Raw genomic sequence first — 21103 nt, 5'->3', positions numbered from 1 at the left:
TGAATTTATTTTTGAACTTTTACACAAAAAACTATAAAGTAATTTATTTAAGATCCTTTAGAAATAACCTCATAAGTTCATTAGTTTTTTATCCGACAAACACAGACTTTCTCTATTTGAAATAGGAATAGTTATTCTGTAATTTAAAATAGTATTTACATGAAATGCAATATTCTTATGGATGAAATAAATAATACAAGTAAATATTCAACGAAAAATAAACAAATGATAGATATTGACATAATCACCCATTCTTTTAAAAAGAGGAATGCTAATTTTACAACTGCAGTACATTAATTAACACTCAAATAACTATTAATCAAAATATTACATTTGTTAATGGTATCACATAAGTAAGGTTTTGTTTATTGTAGACCCATATAGGACAGCTTTGAAAAGAGTATTCCTTGTTTTAGCCAATTCTTTGACTTATTGTATATTCTTTATTATCAACAGAATACAGATAGTGTAGTTCCGCGAAAACTCTGGTGATTTCGTTTGTTGGTATGCAAACCCAAGAAGTAACGATTAAACCTCATGTAAAGGTAATTTTGAAATCCGATTCTGAGCTGCTTGAAGAGGTTGTGGTTACCGGTTACGGTACATTTAAAAAAGCATCATTTACCGGAGCTGCTTCTACTGTAAACACTTCCACCTTGGAAGATGTACCTGTTCTTTCTGTTGCCGACAAGCTTTCTGGTAATGTCGCTGGTGTTACTTTTGGTTCAAGTTCAAGTAATCCAGGTTCTGTAAGCAGTATTCGTGTACGTGGTATGGGTTCCATCAATGCCGGAAACAATCCGCTTTATGTTATTGACGGAACACCGGTAACAAGTGGAGACTTATCCGAGTTCACTTATAGTGATGCAGGAACTGATATTCTGTCTTCACTCAATACCAATGACATCGAGTCTATCACAGTTATCAAAGATGCGGCGGCTGCCTCTCTTTACGGCTCGCGTGCTGCTAACGGTGTTGTGGTCATTACGACGAAAAGCGGAAAACAAGGTAAAACAAATGTAAGTTTCCGCTCTGACTGGGGTTTTTCAAACATGGCAATAGATTATCGTCCTATGCTCGACGGTGACTCACGCCGCGAACTCTTATGGACCGGTCTCAAGAATTATGGATTATACAGCGGAAACATGTCCGATGCAGATGCCGCAACTTTTGCAGACCAGAACATCGAGGACTTCGCTTCAAAACCCTCAACCGGATGGACGGATTGGAAAGACCTGCTTTTCCGTAACGGTTCTCATCAGAACTACCAGCTGAGCGTATCTGGCGGCAACGACCGTACCAAATTCTACACCTCAGCCGCTTATACCAATCAGGAAGGCATCATTTACAAACAAGGTCTGGAACGTTTCACTGGTAATGCAAACCTCACTCATAAGTTTGGAGACTTTGAAGTTCAGGTTACAAGCCAATTTTCAAAAGTAAGACAAAACAAAACCAATGAAGCTACCTCCTATGATGGGCCTGTAGCCAATTATGCATTCTTCCAAAGCCCCTCATCAACTCCCTATAATGAAGACGGCACATTAAACAATGGTTGCGGCATATTTGGAGTCAATCCTTTGTATGAAAGAGAGCACAGCTCTGACGTTTATACCCTGATGAAGGCATTTAATACAATCAAGTTGACCTATAATATTTGGGACAAGTTAAATTTAAGTGAAAAGATTGCTTATGATTACGCACAAGGTACCAATGATGTTCTTTGGGACAGACACTCAAACAATGGCGCTCCAGGTGGTGTCATGCAGCGCATTGTCAATCGTAATGACCAGCTGAATACACAAACCCAGCTCTCTTACATCAACTCTTTCGGCCTGCACAATATTGATGCCCTGCTTGGTTTTGAAACACAAGATACGGAATATGCTTTCAACTATATGGCAGGCCAAGACTATCCGGGTGATTTGTACGAATTGACAAATGCCGGTTCAACAAGTGCCGAAACCAACAGACAGAGCTATCGCATGACTTCGTTCCTCGGACGTGCCAATTATAACTACGCAGACAGATATTATCTCGGTCTCAGCTATCGTACCGACGGAAGTTCACGTCTGGCAAGAGAAAACCGTTGGGGAAGTTTCTGGTCGGTTTCCGGAGCATGGAGATTCATAGACGAAAGTTTTCTGAATCCCGTCAAGAGTGTATTGACAGATGGAAAGCTCCGTGTGTCATATGGTGTAAACGGAACGCAACCATCAGACTATTACGCTTATATGAATCTTTATAAATATGGAGTCATATACAATGGACAGTCAGGAATGTCAATCGTCGGAATTGCAAACCCGGACCTGAAATGGGAAAAGAACAAAACATGGAATATCGGTCTCGACTTTTCATTCATTGACCGTATCTCCGTAACATTCGACTACTATCAGCGTAAAACCAGTGACCTTATATACGACCTCCCCGTATCACAAGTCGGAGGATATTATGATGGCGATTACGGATATACCACTCCGCAGAACATCGGTTCACTGAAGAACTCCGGTTTTGAGTTGACCATTACATCAACCAATTTCAGAAACAAGGATTTCACATGGACCACTTCTCTGAACATGGCACATAACAGCAACAAACTGACCAAACTGGATGGCCAGCAGAATGAAATCGTATCAGGACCACTGATTCACCGTGTAGGCGAACCTTACTATTCATACTATGTTTATGAATACGCCGGAGTCGACGCTGAGACCGGTAAAGAAATGTTCTACCTGAATGACGGAACAGAGAATGCCCGCAAGACAACAACCAATATCTCTGAAGCCAACAAAACTATTGTAGGCAAGCATCAGGCTAGTATAGAAGGCGGTCTTACCAACAACCTCAAATGGAAGTTTATTGACTTGGGCTTCACTTTCACTTATTCATTGGGTGGTGATGCTTTTGACTACTCCACTTGGCAGCACTCCAATGGCGGTTCACATCTATACGGTGGTGCCGTACCGACATACTACGACATCTCAAAGATGTGGACCGGCCCGGGCGACACGAATGCCACATTGCCTAAATTTGAATATGGAAGCGTAGCTTCACTGTCTTCACGCTGGCTGATGCCTACTGATTATCTACGTCTGAAGAACCTCACATTAGGTGTAAGCATTCCGCAAAACTATATCAACAAGCTTGGACTTAGCAAGGCAAGAATTTACTTCTCGGGGTCCAACCTGCTTACATGGAAATCTAAAGACTTATTTGTAGATCCGGAAATGCGTGTAGACGGACTATGCACATTTGAGACTCCGGCATTGAGAACATATACATTCGGAATAGAATTGAATTTCTAACTAATAAAGATACGAAAATGAAAATATTAAAGACATTATACACAGCAACGCTTTGCGCAGCTATGGCAGTCAGCACTTCATCATGCCTCAACAGTTGGCTGGATCAGTCACCCGCAGACGGAATAGATGCTGAAACCGCAATCAAGAACAGCGATGATTTGGCCAATGTGCGGACGGGACTTTATGCTGCCGTTAAAGGTAACAGTAGCCTGATTAATTATTATGGACGCCTCATGTTCGTATACGGTGACATGAGAGGGGAAGATATCCAATATGAATATAACGGTGGAAGTGGAAGAGCAAACTTCTACTACTATATGGAATATACAACTGCCGACAATTTCACCACCTCAACAGCCGTATGGCAGATGCCTTATGTAGTCATAGCACGCGCCAACCGTCTGATTCAGGCAGCAGAAAGTGGCAACCTGACCGACGCGGCAGAGGCAAAAGCCACTATTGACCAATATGATGCAGAAGCAAAAGTTCTGCGCGCCATGGCACTGTTTGACCTTACACGTATCTACGGTAAACCTTATACAGTAGATCAAGGCAGCTCACTCGGTGTGCCCATCGCTACCTCCCCGCTGGAATCGACAGAAAAGCCAAGCCGCAGCACGGTAGCCCAATGTTATGAGGCTATTGAAAAGGATTTGACAGATGCAATCAACTCAAATGCACTGCCCAAAACCAATGAAGTGGGTTATGTCAACCTTTGGGCTGCCAAAGCCTTGCAGGTACGTGTATATATGACAAAAGGCGAATGGAGCAAGGCTTTATCCGTAGCTGAAGACATCATATCAAACTCGTCTTACAAACTTTGGAAACCGTCAGAATATGTTGCTGCATGGAGCAAAAGTGATGCCAATCATTCAAAAGAAATCATGTTCGAGATTTCCATCAACAACAATACTGACTGGACAGACCGTGAAGGTATTGCCTACTTATATGCAGACAAGGCTGGCGCTTCTCCCGGATATGGAGATGTAATTGTCACAAAAGACTTCTCTGACATGCTTACATCCGACCCGGCAGACATCCGTAACGACATATTATTGGCAGCGGCAGCAGGAGGATTTGACAAACGTAAAGTTTACATCAACAAAATGCCTGCTGTAAACGGAGATGTACGTTACTCCAATGTCCCATTGCTGCGCTTGTCAGAAGTTTACTTGTCAGCAGCAGAAGCAGCTTTCCAAGCCGGAGACAAGAACAAGGCTGCCAACTTGCTGAACGATATCATCTCCAACCGCACAACGGATGAAAGCAAACAAGTAACCAGCGGAAACATCACATTAGACCGCATCTACATCGAACGCCGCAAGGAACTTGTAGGTGAAGGACAGCGCTACTTCGATGTTATGCGCCGCGGTGAAACCGTTACACGCTACACGGACGTTAATGACAGAGGATGGCACGACGTATTGAGCGAAGAAGCGCGTACATTCAACCGCGACTCCAAGAAAGCGCTCCCGTTGATTCCCGTCGGTGAAATCAATGCCAATCCGAACATAGAACAAAATCCAGGCTATTAATCAATAGTAGCCTAAAGAAACTTGGGAATTTTCCCAATGTGTTTTTATAAATAAAGTGTTTAGAGGAGGTGTGCCAGTGATGGTATGCCTCCTTCTTTCAATATATCCACCAATATAGGTTTCACTCCGCTGACAAAACACTCAACGGCAATAACCATCAGGATAAGTCCCATTAGGCGCATCATCACATTGTTTCCCGTCTCACCCAAAATTTTGACCAACCGCGTAGAAGCACGCAATATGAAAAAGGTAATCAGATAAATAAAGGCAATCATTCCTATAAGAACTCCTTTCATCTGAATGGTGTGGGCATCCTGCATCAGCACAATGGCATTGGCTATGGCACCGGGACCACAAAGCATCGGAATTCCAAGAGGAGTAATGGAAATATCATCGGCATAAGTCTTGATTTCCTCGTCTTTCAGCTTCATTGGAGTATAACGGGCTTGCAGCATATCGAAGCCAATCTTAAAGATAATAACTCCACCGGCAATACGGAAACCATTGGTAGAGATACCGAAGAACTTAAAGAGGAACTGTCCCGCAAACGTAAAGACCATAATCGTAATAAAGGCAACCAAAGTGGCGCGCGATACTACCGACTGCCGTTCACGGTCCGTCATTCCATGCGTCATGGTCAAAAACACCGGCATGGTGCCGAGAGGGTTTGTCAACGTAAAGAAGGAGGTAAAACAAAGTAGAGCGAAAGGTAAGATTGTGTCCATAGCTGTATAATATACGTTTCTGCAGACAAAAGTACAATTAAAAATTTCAATGTCACAAAATCTGCATCAATTCTTTCAGATTACTGATATGATAAGTCGGTTGAAAAGGCAGTTCTTCCTTCCCGGTTACATTATAAAACACTTGGTGCATACCCACTCCTTTGGCTCCTATCACATCATTTTCCCAACTATCGCCTATCATCAAAGAATCATGCACCTCGGATTGTGTGGCAGAAAGTGCAAAATGAAAGATTTCGGGCCAGGGCTTCAAGATACCGATGTCATCAGAGAGAACAATCTTCTTAAAAAAGCGGTCGATACCCGCCGAACGCATCTTATGACATTGCAGTTCTTGGAAACCATTGGAAAGGATATAGAGGTTATATTTCCCCGCCAAATATTCCAGCACCTCATAAGCATGCGGCATCAGCCGATTTTTTGTGGGAATGACCGAAAAGAAATCATCAGAAAAAGCCTCAGCCAAAGCAACATCCCTCGCCCCTACTGCCTCCAGAGGATATAGGAAACGCTGGCGGTTCAACTCTTCCTTACTGACCTGCCCTCTACCGTATTCTTCCCACAGCTCTGTATTACGATGCTGATAAAGAGTATAGAAATGCAGGAAAGAGCGAAAGAAACGACCATAGTCATACTTGTGATACATTTCTTCGAATGTATCACGTGCATTAAGGGAAAATGCCCAAAGCGTATCGTCCAGATCAAAAAAGAGGTTTTTATATTGAGATGCCATTACTTAAAGGAAAGGTATATATAAAAATAGACGCAGATTATCAATTCCAATAACCTGCGTCCGTTCTGTATCAATCTTATAACAGTGTTATTTTACTTGGATTACCAAATACTTGGACACACTCCAGAAGTCTTTCGGATTTGTAATCTTCAAAGTCAGCTGTCCTTTATCATCTTTCTCCAACGCATAAGAGCCAGCAGGATGAGTGGTCAAGATATCAGCATCTTTGGAGTATAGTTTAATCTCTTTTGTCGTACGGATATCCACTTGTGTAAAGTAGTCCTTGTTGATATCAGAATCTTTCAGCACCTGGCCTTTTTTGAAAAGCCCGGTATTTGTCAATATCTTCTGGTCTTTCAGCTCCTTCTTTGTGCCAAACACAAACCAAGCTGTGTTAAGTGCCTTATCTTGCTCGGCAACGGTTTTGGCCTTCGCCTCATTTTCGGCAGTCAATTCCTCCTTCTCACTAGACAAGCCGGTCACGGCAGCATCCAGTTCCTGGATACGGATATTCTTGGAAGCCAGCTCAGCCTGCAATTCTTCAATACGCTGGGTCTTTGCCACCAACTCCTGAGTCAAAGATTCTACAGCTCTCTTCAACTGAACAGAGTTGTTTTTGCTGTTCTTCAACATAGATTGCAGTTTGGCAATCTGCTCCTTGTTCTCTTCCATCTGTTTACGGATAAATTCAATGTCCGACGCAATCTGCTGCTTGGCATTCAAAGAGCCTTCTGCCACAGCGCCACGTTGCAAATCCACACGGCTCTCCGCCGCATTAATCTGGCGGAATCCCTCTGAAATATCATTGAAAGTACCCATCATCTCGTCTAATTCAGCATTACGCTGAGTCAGTTCCATCAATAAAGAATCATTTTCAGCTTTCAGCTGGTTCTTACTGCCACCAGAGAAACTGTCACACGAAGCCATTACAGCCGCGCATACAATTAAAACTGCTAACTTTTTCATACGCTTTCGTTTTACGTTTGGTTAATGAAGTTATTTAATCGTCTATTCCTGCTACTACAATCACAATTTCACCGCGCGGTTCGTTCGCCGTGAAATGTTCTATTAATTCTGTAAGCGTTCCACGCACCGTTTCTTCGTGCACCTTTGAAATTTCCCGCGAAACAGATGCCTGACGTCCGGCACCGAAATGTTCGGTAAACTGCGCCAAAGCTTTTACCAATCTGTGGGGAGACTCATAGAACACCATGGTACGACGCTCCCCGGCCAATGCCTTCAGGCGAGTCATCCTTCCTTTCTTCTGTGGAAGAAAACCTTCAAAACAGAACTTCTCATTCGGCAATCCGGAAGCCACTAATGCCGGCACAAAAGCTGTCGCTCCCGGCAGGCATTGCACTTCGATGCCGTTGCGCACACACTCTCTGACCACCAGAAAGCCCGGGTCGGATATACCCGGTGTACCTGCATCCGAAATCAAAGCTACAGTTTCTCCCCCCTTTATTCTATTAACAACACTTTCAACCGTTTTATGTTCATTAAATTTATGGTGAGATTGCATCACATTCTTTATTTCGAAGTGTTTCAGCAATATGCCGGAAGTACGTGTATCCTCAGCCAATATTAAATCCACTTCTTTCAGAATCCGGATAGCACGGAATGTCATATCTTCCAAATTCCCTACCGGGGTAGGCACTACATAAAGTTTTCCCATACTTATCGGTTGTTTAGCTGAAATATTTTTTGAGGAGTTCCATAAAATCGACAGCGGCTTCATTCTCTTCATCCGGCTGCACTTCCGAAACGAAAATATCCATAGCCTTGTCCAAAGAAGGGGCCTCACCCAAACGTCGTACCACTTCATTCATCCGTGCAGCATCGCCTGCGAACAGCTCGCGGACAAAACGGAATGAATCGTTCAGACTGATGGCATGTCTCAAATCCTTGGCAGGCTTGATACGTTCTGCCAAAATAGGAGATGCCGAAGTTACAACAGTCTGGAGCGCTTCAGCCGTATGAACTGTTTCCGGTTCCTCACATACCATCTTCATTGTATCAGGGACGACCGGTACAACCGGAGAAACCGGTCCAGCCAAAGGAGTAGTAGCAGTAGGGATTTCCTTCAGGGGCGGCACAACAGCCGTTGGCGCCTCCTCAAGCAGTTCTTGCAACGCCTCCAAGCGTACCTTCATCTGCTGGATATTCCGTTTTGCCACAATCCTCAATGTCGGATTGGTATCACTTGAAATGGCTTGCATCAAACATTTCAATTCCTGAATATCTAATTCTATGTCATTTAATAAGGTTTGCATATCCTTTACACAGTCCGTGTTAACGCTACAAATGTAGAAATAAATAATGAAAAAATATCGGAAAGCAAACAAAAGTGTTACTTTTGCGCTTAAATATAACACTCGAAAGCATGGTATTATTCTCAGAAGATCATATACAGGAAACCAAACGCAGGGGAAGAATTGAGGTCATTTGCGGTTCTATGTTTTCCGGCAAAACCGAAGAGCTGATAAGGAGACTGAAACGGGCAAAATTTGCCAAACAACGCGTAGAGATATTCAAGCCCGCCATAGACACCCGTTATTCCGAAGCCGATGTAGTATCGCATGACAGTCATTCCATAGCCTCCACTCCCATCGACTCGTCTGCCAGCATTCTGCTCTTCACTTCAGAGATAGATGTAGTGGGCATTGACGAAGCCCAGTTCTTTGATAGCGGCCTGATTGATGTATGCAACCAGCTTGCCAACAATGGTATACGCGTCATTGTTGCCGGACTGGACATGGACTTCCGGGGTATTCCATTCGGTCCTATGCCGGGACTGTGTGCCATTGCAGACGAAGTTTCCAAAGTACATGCCATCTGTGTGAAATGCGGCCAACTCGCCTCGTTCTCCCACCGTACCGTCAAGAACGACAAACAAGTACTGCTGGGGGAAACCGAAGAGTACGAACCTCTATGCCGGGAGTGCTATCAGCAAGCCATCCAAGCCGACCAAAAGGAAAGCGGTCATTAACGAATACAAAAAACAGAGCATTATGGAACGCAAAAAGATTACATTCGACAGTTTTATCCGCGGTGTCATACTCGGTGTCATTATTATCGGCATCCTTATGCTCTTCAAGCGTCTAAGCGGCGTATTGCTGCCATTCTTCATCGCATGGCTCATTGCCTATCTGATATACCCCCTGGTCACCTTTTTCCAGTACAGATTAAGGCTCAAGAACCGGGTCATATCCATCTTCTGCGCCTTATTCAGTATTCTGATTGTAGGAGGAACCGCATTTTATCTGCTTGTGCCTCCCATGATGGACGAATTCGTCAGGGTGAAAGATTTGGTAATAGACTACTTTTCCAACGGAACCCACGACGGCAATGTGCCCAAAACACTCTCTGAATTCCTTCGTGAGAACATAGACACCCAGTTTGTCACCCAATTGTTCAAGGAAGAGAATATGCTGAACGCCATCAAGGAAACCGTTCCCCGGCTCTGGTCCTTGCTGTCAGAATCCGTCAATCTACTGTTCAGCTTCTTCACTTTCTTTCTCATTCTTCTCTATATAATCTTCATATTGCTGGACTATGAAAGCATTTCCGAAGGGTGGCCCCACCTGGTACCACAGAAATACCGGCCCTTCGTAATCAATGTAATGAACGATGTGAAAGACGGCATGAACAGATACTTCCGCGGACAAGCATTCGTGGCATTGTGTGTCGGTATTCTGTTCAGTATAGGCTTTCTGATTATTGATTTCCCACTGGCCATTGGGCTCGGCTTGTTCATCGGTGCTTTAAACCTAGTGCCCTATTTACAGATTATTGGCTTTATACCTACCATCGTGCTGGCCATACTGAAAGCAGCGGATACGGGAGGAAACTTCTGGATTATCATTGCATCGGCCCTTGCGGTATTCATCATAGTACAAGCCATTCAAGACGGATTCATCGTACCGCGTGTCATGGGGAAAATTACGGGCCTGAACCCTGCCATCATCCTACTGTCTTTATCAATTTGGGGCTCATTGATGGGTATGCTGGGTATGATTATAGCACTTCCGCTTACCACCCTTATGCTCTCCTACTATCAACGTTTCATCATAAACAGAGAAAAAATTCACAAGTTTGAACAGACTGATAATCAACAAGAAGAGTAAAAGCAGAAGTCGTTATCAAAACTTTTTCCCTTAATCCATTTGTTTTTTAAACAAAAGTATCTATCTTTGCACCCGCTTAACAGCAATAAGGTCTGAATCGCTAGCTCAGCAGGTAGAGCACAACACTTTTAATGTTGGGGTCTTGGGTTCGAGCCCCAAGCGGTTCACCAAAGAAAAGCAGTTATCTGAAATAGATAATTGCTTTTTTCTTTTAAAGGCATCTGCTACGTAATGAGTTGGTTGGAAAGTTTATAATCATACCGATACTTCAGAACACAAAACAGAAGCACAATGAAAATGATTGGTTTTACCCAGTCATCTTATCCGGTATTTTTACGCCCCTCCGATGAGGATTACAAAACTCTTTTGGTTTTCTAATTCGCGTGCAAAAGAGAAACTTATTTTTCAAGTATCCCAATATTCATGATTTCTTTCACTGAAAAACTGTAAGACATGAACATTATCCACTGCCATATCACTCTTTTGAAGGTACATACACAGCCAATGAAAGACTATTTATCAGTTTTTCATCACTCAAATATAGGTTTTTAGTCCACTGAGTAAATGACAGTTAGATATGCGCACTATTGTGGTACTGCTTCTCCACAAGCATGAAGAAGCCGTACCACAATAGTGAAGAAACTGCATCACAACCGTGCACAATAGTCATTAATAAGCTTTTAGTAGAAGAAAGAGCCGTTCTTTGCGGAAAGAAGACCAGCCATTTGCACAAGAAAAAACAGCATGCAAGCAAAGTTTGCCTACATACTTGCATAGCGTCTGCTTACATACCGTAAAACGCGGTATAACAAACAATTAGAAAGCGCCATGCAAGCATGTAAGCAAAATGTGTGGTAAACCTATTGTATATCTTTTCATTTTGCGACGACTCCATAGTAAACCATGTTATCAATACGCTTCTGATAAATCTGGTTATTCTGCAGCAGATACCCCAAGGCCAAACACAAATCCACATCCCTGAACTTCGTCAGTTTCTGTAATTCAAAGATTGTACACTTCTTAAGATTGCACAGAATGGAATATACCATTTTCATATTATTGGTCGCCTTCTCAATATTCTTCATATTATTATCTTATTATTAGTTCCTTTCTTAAAATGATATCCTATATTATCTACTCAAATATAAGATAAAGACAGAGCAATGACAAACATTGCCCATTCTTTTCATTTCAGATAACATTCTTTGAACTACATATACCTAAAATCTGCAAAAAATATAGAACTTTATAAATATCAGCACTTTATAGAAAGGTATATTCACATTATACTATATCCGGAAACGATTATGCTGGTATAATCAAGGTACTATTATATGCTTGCCTTCGGGAGTGACTACTACCGAGCCCATTTTGATGTAATGTTTCCCTTCCGGCGAAACTATTACCTTTGTTTCGCTACTCTTGTCGGAAGATTCTTTTTTCTCGTCCATGAAACTCTTGTCCCGCGAAGTGGTAACTGGATAAGTATCCTCCAGATAGCTCTTCATTTCGTCCACTTTTCCGTCTTTGAACCACACCTTGACAGCCGACCACCCCGCAGGAGTATAAGCACGGAATGTCCAAGCCTCTCCCTCCTTATTCAAATCTCTAAATGCAGGCTCTCCTAAAATGGTACACACCTCTTTAAAGCTCATACCACGTTCAATGCTGCTCAACTGCTTATAATCAAACCCGTAGCTCTCATAAATGCCACAGCCCGTCACCAAGACAGCGAGTAACAAGCCTAAAACAACTGACATCTTTTTCATAATAGAAAGTTTTAGTATTTATCCATACAGCAAATGTAGTATGATAAAAACCTCCTTTTCCGTGATTCTCTCTATTTATACATAGGGATTTCCCTATCTTCGAAGTTTATTCCTATCTTTACAACCTATGTACAAAGAATATCATCCCAGCCCCCTGCTCTCCCCCTATATTGACAAATATTGGGAGTTTAAAGGACAACCCGGATACGGCATGCACATCAATATCCTGCCTGACGGATGCACTGACTTTATATTCACGTTGGGTGAAGCTCCTAAGGCCGTACACGACAGCCTCGTTATGCAGCCCTACCATGCCTACTTCATTGGAGCCATGACCAAATATTCTGAATTGGTGACCCATACGGTAACAATCCATATGCTGGGAATCCGTTTTCTGCCTTGCGGAATACTTCGCTTCATGGACCTCCCTTTGCAGGAGCTCACCAACTTACGGTTAAACGCCGATGAGCTTACAAGCCTCTTTACCCACTCTTTTGCAGAGAGACTGGGCGAACTGGGAACCATTCAAGAGCACCTGGTCTTTATTGAAAACTTCCTGCTTCAAGCCTTATGCCGATACAGTCCAAAAGCAGAACGGAGCATGCTGTTCGCCATACAGCAAATCAATCGATGCAAGGGTGACTTGTCACTCCTCCGGTTAGCGGAGGAGACTTGCCTATGCCAACGCCATTTCGAACGGAAATTCAAGCAGCACACCGGACTTACACCCAAAGAGTACAGTCGGATTATGAAGTTCAAACATGCTGTAGACTTGTTGCGAAGTACCTCTTTCGACAATCTGCTGTCCGTTGCCATCAAAGCAGGATATTATGATGTTTCCCATCTCTCAAAAGAAATCAAAAAGATGTCCGGCAACGCGCCAAGCCAGCTTCTCACTTCCGCTCCATTGGAAGAAGGGACTTTGAGTTATGTGAAAACATAAAAGTCGATTTTTTACAATAGCTCTTCCTATTACCATGCCTATATTTGCAGCAATCAAATCAATAAAAACATCCAATATGGCAACATTAATCGAGAAAGCAGCAGAAATCTTGGCAAGATGCGAAACCGTCGTCATCACTTCCATCAACCAAGAGGGATATCCCCGCCCCGTTCCAATGAGCAACATCAAGTCGGAAGGGGCCACAACCGTATGGTTGGCGACCGGCAAAGACAGTCTTAAAACAAAGGAGTTTGCAGCCAATCCGAAAGCAGGTTTGTGCTTTCAGGAAAAAGGAAACAGCGTAGTGCTCACCGGTGAGGTGGAGATTATAGAAGACGAAGCCACCAAGCAGGAAATGTGGCAAGAGTGGTTCAGCGCACACTTCAGCAAAGGCCCGACAGATCCCAATTATGTATTACTGAAATTCAAAGGACACCATGCCACCATTTGGATTGACGGACATTTTGTACGCAGAAATCTTTAAGAAGAGCATTCTGTTCCTCATCTGATGTCTTGCATGGGGGAATTAGAACTATAACCCCTTCGTTATCACCGGCAATCCGAAAGCTCCTTTCTGCAAAGTCAAGACTTTCGGTTTGTCTTTTCGTGCTTTGTTGTATGTGGCTGTGGAAACATGCAAGGTCTCTATCGCTCCATCCTCGAAAGCCACCTTTAAGTAATACTCCTTACGTACTCCGTCCGACACATAACGATGCTTGCCTACTTTACGTCTCTTTTCATGTTCTTTTATCAGCTTCTCAAGTACGGTGACCGTCACCTCCTTTGTCGAAGCAGGAGCCGCCATCTGATAATTTCCTACCAGAAAAAGCGAACAACTGATGACACCCACGCACACCACATGACACAATATATTCACTGCCTTTTGCTCCATCGTTGTCAGCCATATCCATTTTTTATATAGAGGAAGTGTAACGACTGCCACCACAAGTCCTACCCCTACGGGTATCCACACAGCAGCCAACGTATCTTCATAGATGTTATATCCGATGCAGCCCAAAGCTACGACCAGTACAAACATCAGAAAACGGAGTATTTTTATAAACAGTTCTTTCATTGCCGCGCTTATATTTTTGGCAAATATAAAAAGAAATATCGTTCGGTCGACTGTCAAGTCTGTTCAATCTACATGAACTAACTTGCTTGATAGAATGTTATAACTACAATAACTAAAACAGAAAATATCATGGAAAAGAGCTTAATTCATAGTAATGAACTGCATTTTATCAGTAAGAAACGCATTCATCAAGCAGTAGAGAAAATGGTTGAGTCATTGGATTTGGCTGCGGGTTCCACAACCGGCTTCAACATCTATGCAGTAGTGGAGAGCTATTTCACGGATTTGGAAAAACGAAAAGAAATCAATCAGCTGCTCAACCTGGAACAAGATGTCTGCGAAGAAATAGAGGCAGAATTAAGTTATAAATAAACTACGGAGTTACCGACTACTATTAAGTTACGGGCTACAAGTTGTCCTGCAGTATGATAATGCAGGACAACTTGTAGCCCGTAACTTATAGTGGCTGATAGCTAATAAATTGAAACTTGTAGCCCACTCAGTCTTTCGCCTGATGCACCGTCAACTGCGGGAATGGGAAGTCGATACCTTCCTCGTTGAATACGGAGTAAATCTTCTTGTTCATATCAAAATAAACGCCCCAGTAGTCTCCGCTCTTCACCCAAACACGAATCACCACATTCACACTGCTGGCATCCAGGGCATGAAGAGCCACAAACGGCTCGGGAGTATTCAAGATACGGCTGTCTTCGGAGATGATACGACGCACGGTGCTCTCTACCTTGTCATAGTTCTCACCATATTCTACACCGATCACCCAATCTACACGACGCGTATCCTCACGGCTGTAATTAGTCACTGTACCACTGCTCAACGCACCGTTAGGTATATAGATTACCTTATTGTCGGCTGTGGTCAGAATCGTATGGAAGATTTGAATCTCACGTACCGTTCCGGACACTCCCTGGCTTTCAATCCAGTCGCCTACCTTGAAAGGACGGAACAACAGTACAATCAATCCACCCGCAAAGTTCTGCAAGTTTCCGGAAAGTGCCATACCGATAGCCACACCGGCAGATGCCAACAAAGCTGCAAATGAAGTAGTTTCCACTCCCAATTTGCCGATAACGGCAATAATCAGCAGAATGGTCAGCAAGATATTGACTAAACTTTTCACAAAGCTCTGGATACTGGCATCCACATGTCTTTTTGCCAATAACCTCGCCAGCATTTTCCTAAGAAAGGAAATCAAGAACCGTCCTACCACAAAGATGATGACAGCTCCAATAATACGTCCACCGGCACTTACGCCCCAATCTATCAATTGCTGAAGGAATATCTGCAGTTTGCTGAAACCATCGTCAGCAACTTGGGCAGCAAAGGCTGCCATGAATAAAGATGATAACATAACTATATTCTTTTTTTAAAATTAATGCTACAAAATTAACAAATAACTCTGAGTTTCGTTCACTTAACTTGCCACTTTCGACGAAAACTCCTACCTTTGCCCCGATTTCAACTAAGGGGTGCCCTAATACGACGGGCTGAGATCATACCCATTAACCTGATCCGGGTAATGCCGGCGGAGGGAAAAGAAGAAAAGTTCCCCTTTTCTGTATTCATCTAAACGAAACAATTGCAAATGAAGAGACATGCAATGGCGGTCTGCCTCCTGACGGCAGCACTGGGTGTCTGTGCGCAGGCACAAGAACAAGACAGCCTGCGGGTGATAAACCTGCAGGAAGTGGAAGTCATCTCCACACGTGCCACAAACAGCACACCGGTGGCATTCACCAATATAGGCAAAGAACAACTGAAAAAACAGAATTTCGGACAAGACCTGCCGTATCTGTTGAGTATGACACCCTCCGCCATTACTACCAGCGATGCCGGTGCCGGGGTGGGTTACACCACGCTGAGAGTCCGCGGAACAGACGGCACACGCATCAACGTCACCGCCAACGGTATTCCCATCAACGACGCGGAGAGTCACACGGTATTCTGGGTCAACCTGCCGGACTTCGCCTCCTCCGTCAAGGACATGCAGGTGCAACGCGGAGCTGGTACCTCAACGAACGGTGCAGGAGCTTTCGGTGCCAGCATCAACATGCAGACGGGTGATTTCTCCATGAAACCCTATGCAGAATTCAACGGTTCCTACGGCTCCTTCCATACGCACAAGGAGACGGTGAAAGTGGGAACGGGACTCATCAACAATCATTGGTCGTTCGATGCGCGGCTCTCCAACATCAGTACGGACGGGTATATAGACCGGGCATCTGTGGGACTGAACTCCTATTATCTGCAAGGAGGATACTACAATGACAATACCTCCGTCAAACTGATAACCTTTGCCGGCAAAGAGCGCACTTACCACGCATGGAACTATGCCAGCAAGGAGGAGATGGAACGTTACGGACGGCGTTACAATTCCTGCGGATTCATGTACGCCACCGACCGGGACGGCCATGTATACAGCAAAGAATATTATAAAGACGACAACGGCGAGAAGCATTACCTCACGGACGAAGGAGGTGCACTGCATTTCTATGACGACCAGACCGACAACTATACGCAGAAGAATTACCAGTTGCTGTTCAACCACAATTTCACCTCGCAATGGAATCTGAATATCGGCCTGCATTACACCAAAGGCGACGGGTACTACCAGGAATATAAAGGCGAACGCTCGTTGACAGAGTACGGCATGTCGCCTTTCGAATACAATGGCGGCAAGGTAGAAGTAAGCGACCTTATCCGCAAGAAGGCAATGGACAACTGGTTTGGCGGTGGAATCTTCTCCGTAAGCTACAAAGCCGACCGTCTGCATGCCTCGCTAGGCGGTGCACTGAATCGCTATGACGGCGACCACTTTGGAAAAGTGCTTTGGGTAAAGAACTATATCGGCGAACTGAACCCCGACCACGACTACTACCGCAACAACGCCACAAAGAATGACGGCAATATTTATCTGAAAGCCAATTATGAACTGGTAAGCGGCCTCAGCGCCTACCTCGACCTGCAATACCGCCACATCGACTACAAGATAAACGGACTGAACGACAAGTACAACTGGACTGCCACCACTCCGGGAATGCAGAAGCTGGACATCGACGAAGACTTCGACTTCTTCAACCCGAAAGCCGGACTGTCCTGGCAAATCGACCGCAACCACCGCCTATACGGTTCGTTCAGCGTAGCCCATAAAGAGCCTACGCGCAACAACTACACCGACGGCTACTTCACCGAACATCCCAAGGCTGAGCGCTTGTTCGACTACGAACTGGGATATACCTTCGCCAACTCATGGCTCCATGCGGGTGCCAACTTCTACTATATGGACTATAAAGACCAGCTGGTACTGACGGGAGAGTTGAACGAGATAGGCGAAGCCATGGCCAGCAACGTGCCCGACAGCTACCGTACGGGTATTGAACTGATGGCTGGCATCAAACTGGACTGCGGCTTGCAATGGGACATCAATGCCACACTCAGCAAGAACCGTGTGCAGAACTTTACCGAGACACTTTTTGAAAACGAAGAGGCAGGGTCGGAAGCATGGGTCATCGAACACGGAGATACCCCCATCGCATTCTCTCCCGACTTCATACTGAACAACCGCTTCGGCTATACGTTCAAAGGATTCGAAGCCTCGTTACAGTCACAATATATCAGCAAGCAATACATGAGTAACGCCAAGCAAGAGGAGTGCACGCTGGATGCTTATTTCGTAAGCAACCTGAATCTGTCCTATACCTTCAAGTTGCCTAAAGTAAAGTCGGTAACCATAGGGTGCACCATCTATAATCTGTTCAATGAAGAATACGAGAATAACGGATACGCAGGCAGCGGATACTATCTCGACGATAACGGAGGAAAAGTCCGTTACAACTATGCCGGCTACGCTGCCCAGGCGGGAACGAATGTATTGGGACATATAGCAATCAATTTCTGATGGAACATATTCTTGAGATTACAGGCACTGTGACCGGGATCCTCTACCTCTGGTTGGAGTACCGGGCAAGCATTTATCTTTGGATAGCGGGCATCATTATGCCTGCCGTCTATATTTTTGTCTACTATGATGCGGGGTTGTATGCAGATTTCGGCATCAACATCTATTATCTGGGTGCTGCCATCTACGGCTGGATGATGTGGAAGTACAGAGCTGTACTACGACGTACTATCTTGAAACGGAAAGATGCCCCACAAAGGGGAGAGAACAACAGAACAGAAGAACAAAAGCAGGAGCTTTCCATTACCTATATGCCGACGCGCTACTTGCTGCCGCTTACTGCCGTATTCACCGCCGCCTTCCTCGGCATTGCCTGGATATTGATAAACTTCACGGACAGCAATGTGCCCTGGCTGGACTCCTTCACCACCGCACTGAGCATCGTCGGCATGTGGATGCTGGCACGGAAATATGTAGAACAATGGTGGGCATGGATTGCGGTAGATGCCGTCAGCGCCGGACTGTACATCTACAAAGGACTTGATTTTACAGCCGGACTATATGCCCTTTATACAATTATAGCTATCTTTGGCTACTTCAAATGGAGAAAGATGATGAGCAAAGACGAAGGATTAGAGATTAGGGATTAAGAAAGATATGAAAAACGAACTATCAACGAACAACGAACAATTATTAACTATTGATGCCGTAGTTTTGGCGAATGGGGAATATCCTACAAGTCCCCTGCCTTTAAAGATATTGGCAGAAGCGCCTTACGTGGTTTGTTGCGACGGCGGAGCGGACGAATACATCCGCCGGGGCCATACTCCCGACGTAATCATCGGCGACGGTGACTCCCTCAGTGATGAAAACCGCCGGAAGTTCGGACATATCCTGCACCGTATCAGCGACCAGGAAACCAACGACCAGACCAAAGCCGTCAACTTCCTGCTGGCGCAAGGCAAACGCCGCATCGCCATCATCGGTGCCACGGGCAAACGTGAAGACCATACACTGGGAAATATCAGCCTGCTCATCGACTATCTCCGTGCCGGAGCCGATGTACGTACCTATACCGATTACGGCATCTTCATCCCCTGCCGGGGTACCCGCACCTTCCCAAGCCATCCCGGACAGCAAGTATCCATCATCAATTTCACTGCACACGGTCTGCATGGCAAAGGACTGGTCTATCCTCTCAGCGACTTCACCAACTGGTGGCAAGGCACACTCAACGAATGCACCGGTACGGAATTCACCATCGAGGCGGAAGGGGAATATCTGGTATTCGTCACTACTTCTTCGCTTCCGCCACTTCAACAAAGTACACGCTGATACAAATCATGGCAATGGCAGCGGCTTGCGTCCAACTGAAACGGTCTTGCCCCAAGGTGAGGGAAACAACGGTAGTCACCACCAATATCAGATAGCTGTACATGGATACAACCGTCGTCTTGAGATACTTCAAGCCCACCGGAACCAGAAAGTAACTGAGGTAAGTAGGAAAAACCAGCACAAACGCCAACACCGCCCACGGCACCCAGTGCCACTTCCCATGCAAGGCATCCGTAAGCAAGGGTGCATCCCAGCCTATAATGGACGACACAATCAATCCCGTTACTGCCGCACCGCCAAAGATGTACTTCATCATCGTCACTACCCCGACCTCTTCCAGCAGTTTCTTGCTCACAATCAGGTAAACGGCAAAGACCAGCGAGCTCACCATGCAGAGCATGTTGCCCGTAAACGCATCGTGCGCCAGGTCATCACTGCCTTGCGTAAGGATGCACAGCAACGCACCGCCAAAACCCAGCGCTATGCCGATTATCTTCATCAGCGTAGCCTTTTCGTGCAGGAAAAAGACAGATATCAGAAAGACCCAAATGGGCTGCATGGAGTTGAAGATGGCACTGGAAACCGGAGTCGTCTTACTGATGCCCAGCAGATAGCAGAACATGAACCCGTAGAGTCCGAAAGCCCCCAGGCAGAACAGCCCTATCCGCTGCCGCCTTGTGGCCGGTGCCTCCTTTACAAACCAGCCTGTTATCCAAAATGCCACGGCAGCAAAGACACAACGCACCGTGACACCCGTCAATGCACCCAGCCACAAAGGGAGCAGAAATTTCAATCCATTCATATTCAACCCCGCCATGACGCGCGATGCAACCATACTGAGATTGGCTTCCAGTTTCTTATCTTTCATCAGCTTCGTATTTTTCCCCTCAAACAATTCATTACTTTGAAATGTTTTAGGAGAAAAAGGAGATAACACTATGGCAAAAGTTAAAGAAGAACAATCGTCTCAGCAAACAAAGCAAGTCCTCGCATTCTCCACCCGGCTACGCCATGACCTTAAGAAAGCCTGCCGGCAACTGGATGAGGGAGAAGGACAAGAGGACGTCACAATCAGTAAGGAGGTGAAGGCATGGCTAAACAAATAATATGGTCGCCCCTCGCCAAAGAGGCGCTGAAGGGCCTGCTGATTTCCTCGCAAGAAAGAGATGGCAACAAACGGTGTGGCGGGGTTCTGTACTCCTTATTCCAAAATGCATTGTACCGCATCACGCTGAATCCGTTTATCGGACAGCCCACCGAAGCAGAGAACATACGGTACATCATCCCGCATCCCGACTATACGCTTCTTTACCGGCACAGTCTCCGGAAGATAGAAGTGCTTGTGCTATGGAACAACCATCATAAGTTGGGCAGCATGATAGACCTCATCCGGGAAGAACCCGATACAGAATAAAGCAGCCAATCTTGTCAAGAGCAGATTTATGGAAGATTAACGGAACAGACGCATTATCGTCCGTTCATATAGCCGGAACAAACCATGTATCCGTCCCGAACATATCATCTGTTTATCCTCGACACACCATCTGTCGGCGCTGAACATATCATCCGAAACATCCGAGCTTTTCGTCAAAACCACTGGGATTTTCCAAGCAAATGCCCGC

At 45.0% G+C, this 21103-nt stretch carries 22 protein-coding genes, 1 tRNA gene and 1 riboswitch; of the genes, 13 read left to right on the top strand and 10 right to left on the bottom strand.

The features are described 5' to 3' along the window. Nucleotides 1–485: 485 nt before the first annotated feature. Nucleotides 486–3305, top strand: coding sequence for a SusC/RagA family TonB-linked outer membrane protein (locus tag H1A11_RS18345; RefSeq protein WP_366457213.1), 2820 nt, complete (start codon nucleotides 486–488; stop codon nucleotides 3303–3305). A 17-nt stretch (nucleotides 3306–3322) separates the two neighbouring features. Further along, a complete protein-coding gene (locus tag H1A11_RS18340) occupies nucleotides 3323–4840 on the top strand; it encodes a RagB/SusD family nutrient uptake outer membrane protein (protein WP_181757152.1) in 1518 nt (505 codons plus the stop codon). 59 nt (nucleotides 4841–4899) lie between these two features. Here the strand turns inward: H1A11_RS18340 and H1A11_RS18335 are convergent, their stop codons facing one another. The 5 genes from H1A11_RS18335 to H1A11_RS18315 form a co-directional block, all read right to left on the bottom strand. Then, nucleotides 4900–5565, bottom strand: coding sequence for a MarC family protein (locus H1A11_RS18335; protein ID WP_008665785.1), 666 nt, complete (start codon nucleotides 5563–5565; stop codon nucleotides 4900–4902). A 52-nt stretch (nucleotides 5566–5617) separates the two neighbouring features. Continuing rightward, nucleotides 5618–6316, bottom strand: a complete 699-nt coding sequence (locus H1A11_RS18330; protein WP_008665786.1) for a YjjG family noncanonical pyrimidine nucleotidase — start codon at nucleotides 6314–6316, stop codon at nucleotides 5618–5620. A gap of 87 nt (nucleotides 6317–6403) precedes the next feature. After that, nucleotides 6404–7282, bottom strand: coding sequence for a hypothetical protein (locus tag H1A11_RS18325; RefSeq protein WP_005828438.1), 879 nt, complete (start codon nucleotides 7280–7282; stop codon nucleotides 6404–6406). A gap of 34 nt (nucleotides 7283–7316) precedes the next feature. Then, nucleotides 7317–7991 carry a 16S rRNA (cytidine(1402)-2'-O)-methyltransferase gene (gene rsmI / locus H1A11_RS18320; protein WP_005828441.1) on the bottom strand — a complete coding sequence of 225 codons (675 nt, stop codon included), beginning with the start codon at nucleotides 7989–7991 and terminating at the stop codon, nucleotides 7317–7319. 13 nt (nucleotides 7992–8004) lie between these two features. Further along, on the bottom strand, nucleotides 8005–8589 hold the full coding sequence (locus H1A11_RS18315) for a hypothetical protein (RefSeq protein WP_117599252.1): 585 nt from the start codon (nucleotides 8587–8589) through the stop codon (nucleotides 8005–8007). A gap of 110 nt (nucleotides 8590–8699) precedes the next feature. Here H1A11_RS18315 and H1A11_RS18310 point away from each other — a divergent pair, with 110 nt between their 5' ends. The 3 genes from H1A11_RS18310 to H1A11_RS18300 all read left to right on the top strand — a co-directional run bounded on the left by H1A11_RS18310 (nucleotide 8700) and on the right by H1A11_RS18300 (nucleotide 10613). Further along, on the top strand, nucleotides 8700–9305 hold the full coding sequence (locus H1A11_RS18310; protein WP_005828444.1) for a thymidine kinase: 606 nt from the start codon (nucleotides 8700–8702) through the stop codon (nucleotides 9303–9305). A 22-nt stretch (nucleotides 9306–9327) separates the two neighbouring features. Continuing rightward, complete coding sequence (locus tag H1A11_RS18305; protein WP_008665790.1) at nucleotides 9328–10443, top strand: AI-2E family transporter; 1116 nt, start codon at nucleotides 9328–9330, stop codon at nucleotides 10441–10443. A gap of 94 nt (nucleotides 10444–10537) precedes the next feature. Next, a tRNA-Lys gene (locus H1A11_RS18300) sits at nucleotides 10538–10613 on the top strand. Nucleotides 10614–11318: 705 nt separating this feature from the next. On the opposite strand, the gene H1A11_RS18295 is transcribed toward H1A11_RS18300, so the two are convergent. Together H1A11_RS18295 and H1A11_RS18290 are read right to left on the bottom strand one after the other, a co-directional pair. After that, nucleotides 11319–11528, bottom strand: a complete 210-nt coding sequence (locus tag H1A11_RS18295; protein WP_005835016.1) for a winged helix-turn-helix domain-containing protein — start codon at nucleotides 11526–11528, stop codon at nucleotides 11319–11321. A gap of 234 nt (nucleotides 11529–11762) precedes the next feature. Then, nucleotides 11763–12212 (bottom strand): hypothetical protein, encoded by a 450-nt coding sequence (locus tag H1A11_RS18290; RefSeq protein ID WP_005835014.1) that lies wholly within the window; start codon nucleotides 12210–12212, stop codon nucleotides 11763–11765. A 127-nt stretch (nucleotides 12213–12339) separates the two neighbouring features. Here H1A11_RS18290 and H1A11_RS18285 point away from each other — a divergent pair, with 127 nt between their 5' ends. Both H1A11_RS18285 and H1A11_RS18280 read left to right on the top strand, forming a co-directional pair. Beyond that, entirely contained in the window at nucleotides 12340–13155 is an 816-nt protein-coding gene (locus H1A11_RS18285) for a helix-turn-helix transcriptional regulator (protein ID WP_117681346.1), read from the top strand. A 76-nt stretch (nucleotides 13156–13231) separates the two neighbouring features. Continuing rightward, nucleotides 13232–13639, top strand: a complete 408-nt coding sequence (locus H1A11_RS18280) for a pyridoxamine 5'-phosphate oxidase family protein (protein ID WP_005835009.1) — start codon at nucleotides 13232–13234, stop codon at nucleotides 13637–13639. 48 nt (nucleotides 13640–13687) lie between these two features. On the opposite strand, the gene H1A11_RS18275 is transcribed toward H1A11_RS18280, so the two are convergent. Continuing rightward, nucleotides 13688–14230 carry a hypothetical protein gene (locus H1A11_RS18275; protein ID WP_117589786.1) on the bottom strand — a complete coding sequence of 181 codons (543 nt, stop codon included), beginning with the start codon at nucleotides 14228–14230 and terminating at the stop codon, nucleotides 13688–13690. A gap of 129 nt (nucleotides 14231–14359) precedes the next feature. Here H1A11_RS18275 and H1A11_RS18270 point away from each other — a divergent pair, with 129 nt between their 5' ends. Then, nucleotides 14360–14602: a hypothetical protein gene (locus tag H1A11_RS18270; RefSeq protein WP_005828479.1), complete on the top strand. Its 243-nt coding sequence runs from the start codon at nucleotides 14360–14362 to the stop codon at nucleotides 14600–14602. A gap of 127 nt (nucleotides 14603–14729) precedes the next feature. Here H1A11_RS18270 and H1A11_RS18265 read toward each other — a convergent pair whose 3' ends face one another. Then, entirely contained in the window at nucleotides 14730–15599 is an 870-nt protein-coding gene (locus H1A11_RS18265) for a mechanosensitive ion channel family protein (protein ID WP_034528887.1), read from the bottom strand. Nucleotides 15600–15703: 104 nt separating this feature from the next. Continuing rightward, nucleotides 15704–15800, top strand: a riboswitch (TPP riboswitch). 33 nt (nucleotides 15801–15833) lie between these two features. On the opposite strand from H1A11_RS18265, the gene H1A11_RS18260 reads away from it, so the two are divergent. The 3 genes from H1A11_RS18260 to H1A11_RS18250 are packed head-to-tail and all read left to right on the top strand — an operon-like array spanning nucleotide 15834 to nucleotide 19481. Next, nucleotides 15834–18146 (top strand): TonB-dependent receptor, encoded by a 2313-nt coding sequence (locus H1A11_RS18260; protein ID WP_117599248.1) that lies wholly within the window; start codon nucleotides 15834–15836, stop codon nucleotides 18144–18146. Beyond that, a complete protein-coding gene (pnuC, locus tag H1A11_RS18255) occupies nucleotides 18146–18796 on the top strand; it encodes a nicotinamide riboside transporter PnuC (RefSeq protein WP_117599247.1) in 651 nt (216 codons plus the stop codon). The genes H1A11_RS18260 and pnuC overlap by 1 nt, the downstream gene beginning before the upstream one ends. A 7-nt stretch (nucleotides 18797–18803) precedes the next feature. Then, nucleotides 18804–19481 carry a thiamine diphosphokinase gene (locus H1A11_RS18250; protein ID WP_181757581.1) on the top strand — a complete coding sequence of 226 codons (678 nt, stop codon included), beginning with the start codon at nucleotides 18804–18806 and terminating at the stop codon, nucleotides 19479–19481. On the opposite strand, the gene H1A11_RS18245 is transcribed toward H1A11_RS18250, so the two are convergent. Next, complete coding sequence (locus H1A11_RS18245; protein ID WP_117966355.1) at nucleotides 19441–20349, bottom strand: DMT family transporter; 909 nt, start codon at nucleotides 20347–20349, stop codon at nucleotides 19441–19443. The genes H1A11_RS18250 and H1A11_RS18245 overlap by 41 nt on opposite strands. Before the next feature lie 70 nt (nucleotides 20350–20419). Here H1A11_RS18245 and H1A11_RS18240 point away from each other — a divergent pair, with 70 nt between their 5' ends. Both H1A11_RS18240 and H1A11_RS18235 read left to right on the top strand, forming a co-directional pair. After that, the gene (locus H1A11_RS18240) at nucleotides 20420–20587 is read left to right on the top strand and encodes a hypothetical protein (RefSeq protein WP_016274202.1); all 168 of its coding nucleotides are present in this window, start codon (nucleotides 20420–20422) and stop codon (nucleotides 20585–20587) included. Next, nucleotides 20572–20895, top strand: a complete 324-nt coding sequence (locus H1A11_RS18235) for a type II toxin-antitoxin system RelE/ParE family toxin (protein ID WP_117966352.1) — start codon at nucleotides 20572–20574, stop codon at nucleotides 20893–20895. Before H1A11_RS18240 ends, H1A11_RS18235 begins: the two co-directional genes overlap by 16 nt. The last annotated feature ends 208 nt before the right edge of the window (nucleotides 20896–21103 follow it).

Source organism: Bacteroides sp. CACC 737 (assembly GCF_013874375.1).
Taxonomy (GTDB): domain Bacteria; phylum Bacteroidota; class Bacteroidia; order Bacteroidales; family Bacteroidaceae; genus Bacteroides; species Bacteroides uniformis.
This window is presented reverse-complemented; position numbering and strand designations above follow the sequence as displayed.

Coding starts and splice junctions, on each gene's coding strand:
- H1A11_RS18340 (WP_181757152.1), top strand. CDS start 3,323: ATGAAAATATTAAAGACATTATACACAGCAACGCTTTGCGCAGCTATG.
- H1A11_RS18335 (WP_008665785.1), bottom strand. CDS start 5,565: ATGGACACAATCTTACCTTTCGCTCTACTTTGTTTTACCTCCTTCTTT.
- H1A11_RS18330 (WP_008665786.1), bottom strand. CDS start 6,316: ATGGCATCTCAATATAAAAACCTCTTTTTTGATCTGGACGATACGCTT.
- H1A11_RS18325 (WP_005828438.1), bottom strand. CDS start 7,282: ATGAAAAAGTTAGCAGTTTTAATTGTATGCGCGGCTGTAATGGCTTCG.
- rsmI (WP_005828441.1), bottom strand. CDS start 7,991: ATGGGAAAACTTTATGTAGTGCCTACCCCGGTAGGGAATTTGGAAGAT.
- H1A11_RS18315 (WP_117599252.1), bottom strand. CDS start 8,589: ATGCAAACCTTATTAAATGACATAGAATTAGATATTCAGGAATTGAAA.
- H1A11_RS18310 (WP_005828444.1), top strand. CDS start 8,700: ATGGTATTATTCTCAGAAGATCATATACAGGAAACCAAACGCAGGGGA.
- H1A11_RS18305 (WP_008665790.1), top strand. CDS start 9,328: ATGGAACGCAAAAAGATTACATTCGACAGTTTTATCCGCGGTGTCATA.
- H1A11_RS18295 (WP_005835016.1), bottom strand. CDS start 11,528: ATGAAGAATATTGAGAAGGCGACCAATAATATGAAAATGGTATATTCC.
- H1A11_RS18290 (WP_005835014.1), bottom strand. CDS start 12,212: ATGAAAAAGATGTCAGTTGTTTTAGGCTTGTTACTCGCTGTCTTGGTG.
- H1A11_RS18285 (WP_117681346.1), top strand. CDS start 12,340: ATGTACAAAGAATATCATCCCAGCCCCCTGCTCTCCCCCTATATTGAC.
- H1A11_RS18280 (WP_005835009.1), top strand. CDS start 13,232: ATGGCAACATTAATCGAGAAAGCAGCAGAAATCTTGGCAAGATGCGAA.
- H1A11_RS18275 (WP_117589786.1), bottom strand. CDS start 14,230: ATGAAAGAACTGTTTATAAAAATACTCCGTTTTCTGATGTTTGTACTG.
- H1A11_RS18270 (WP_005828479.1), top strand. CDS start 14,360: ATGGAAAAGAGCTTAATTCATAGTAATGAACTGCATTTTATCAGTAAG.
- H1A11_RS18265 (WP_034528887.1), bottom strand. CDS start 15,599: ATGTTATCATCTTTATTCATGGCAGCCTTTGCTGCCCAAGTTGCTGAC.
- H1A11_RS18260 (WP_117599248.1), top strand. CDS start 15,834: ATGAAGAGACATGCAATGGCGGTCTGCCTCCTGACGGCAGCACTGGGT.
- pnuC (WP_117599247.1), top strand. CDS start 18,146: ATGGAACATATTCTTGAGATTACAGGCACTGTGACCGGGATCCTCTAC.
- H1A11_RS18250 (WP_181757581.1), top strand. CDS start 18,804: ATGAAAAACGAACTATCAACGAACAACGAACAATTATTAACTATTGAT.
- H1A11_RS18245 (WP_117966355.1), bottom strand. CDS start 20,349: ATGAAAGATAAGAAACTGGAAGCCAATCTCAGTATGGTTGCATCGCGC.
- H1A11_RS18240 (WP_016274202.1), top strand. CDS start 20,420: ATGGCAAAAGTTAAAGAAGAACAATCGTCTCAGCAAACAAAGCAAGTC.
- H1A11_RS18235 (WP_117966352.1), top strand. CDS start 20,572: ATGGCTAAACAAATAATATGGTCGCCCCTCGCCAAAGAGGCGCTGAAG.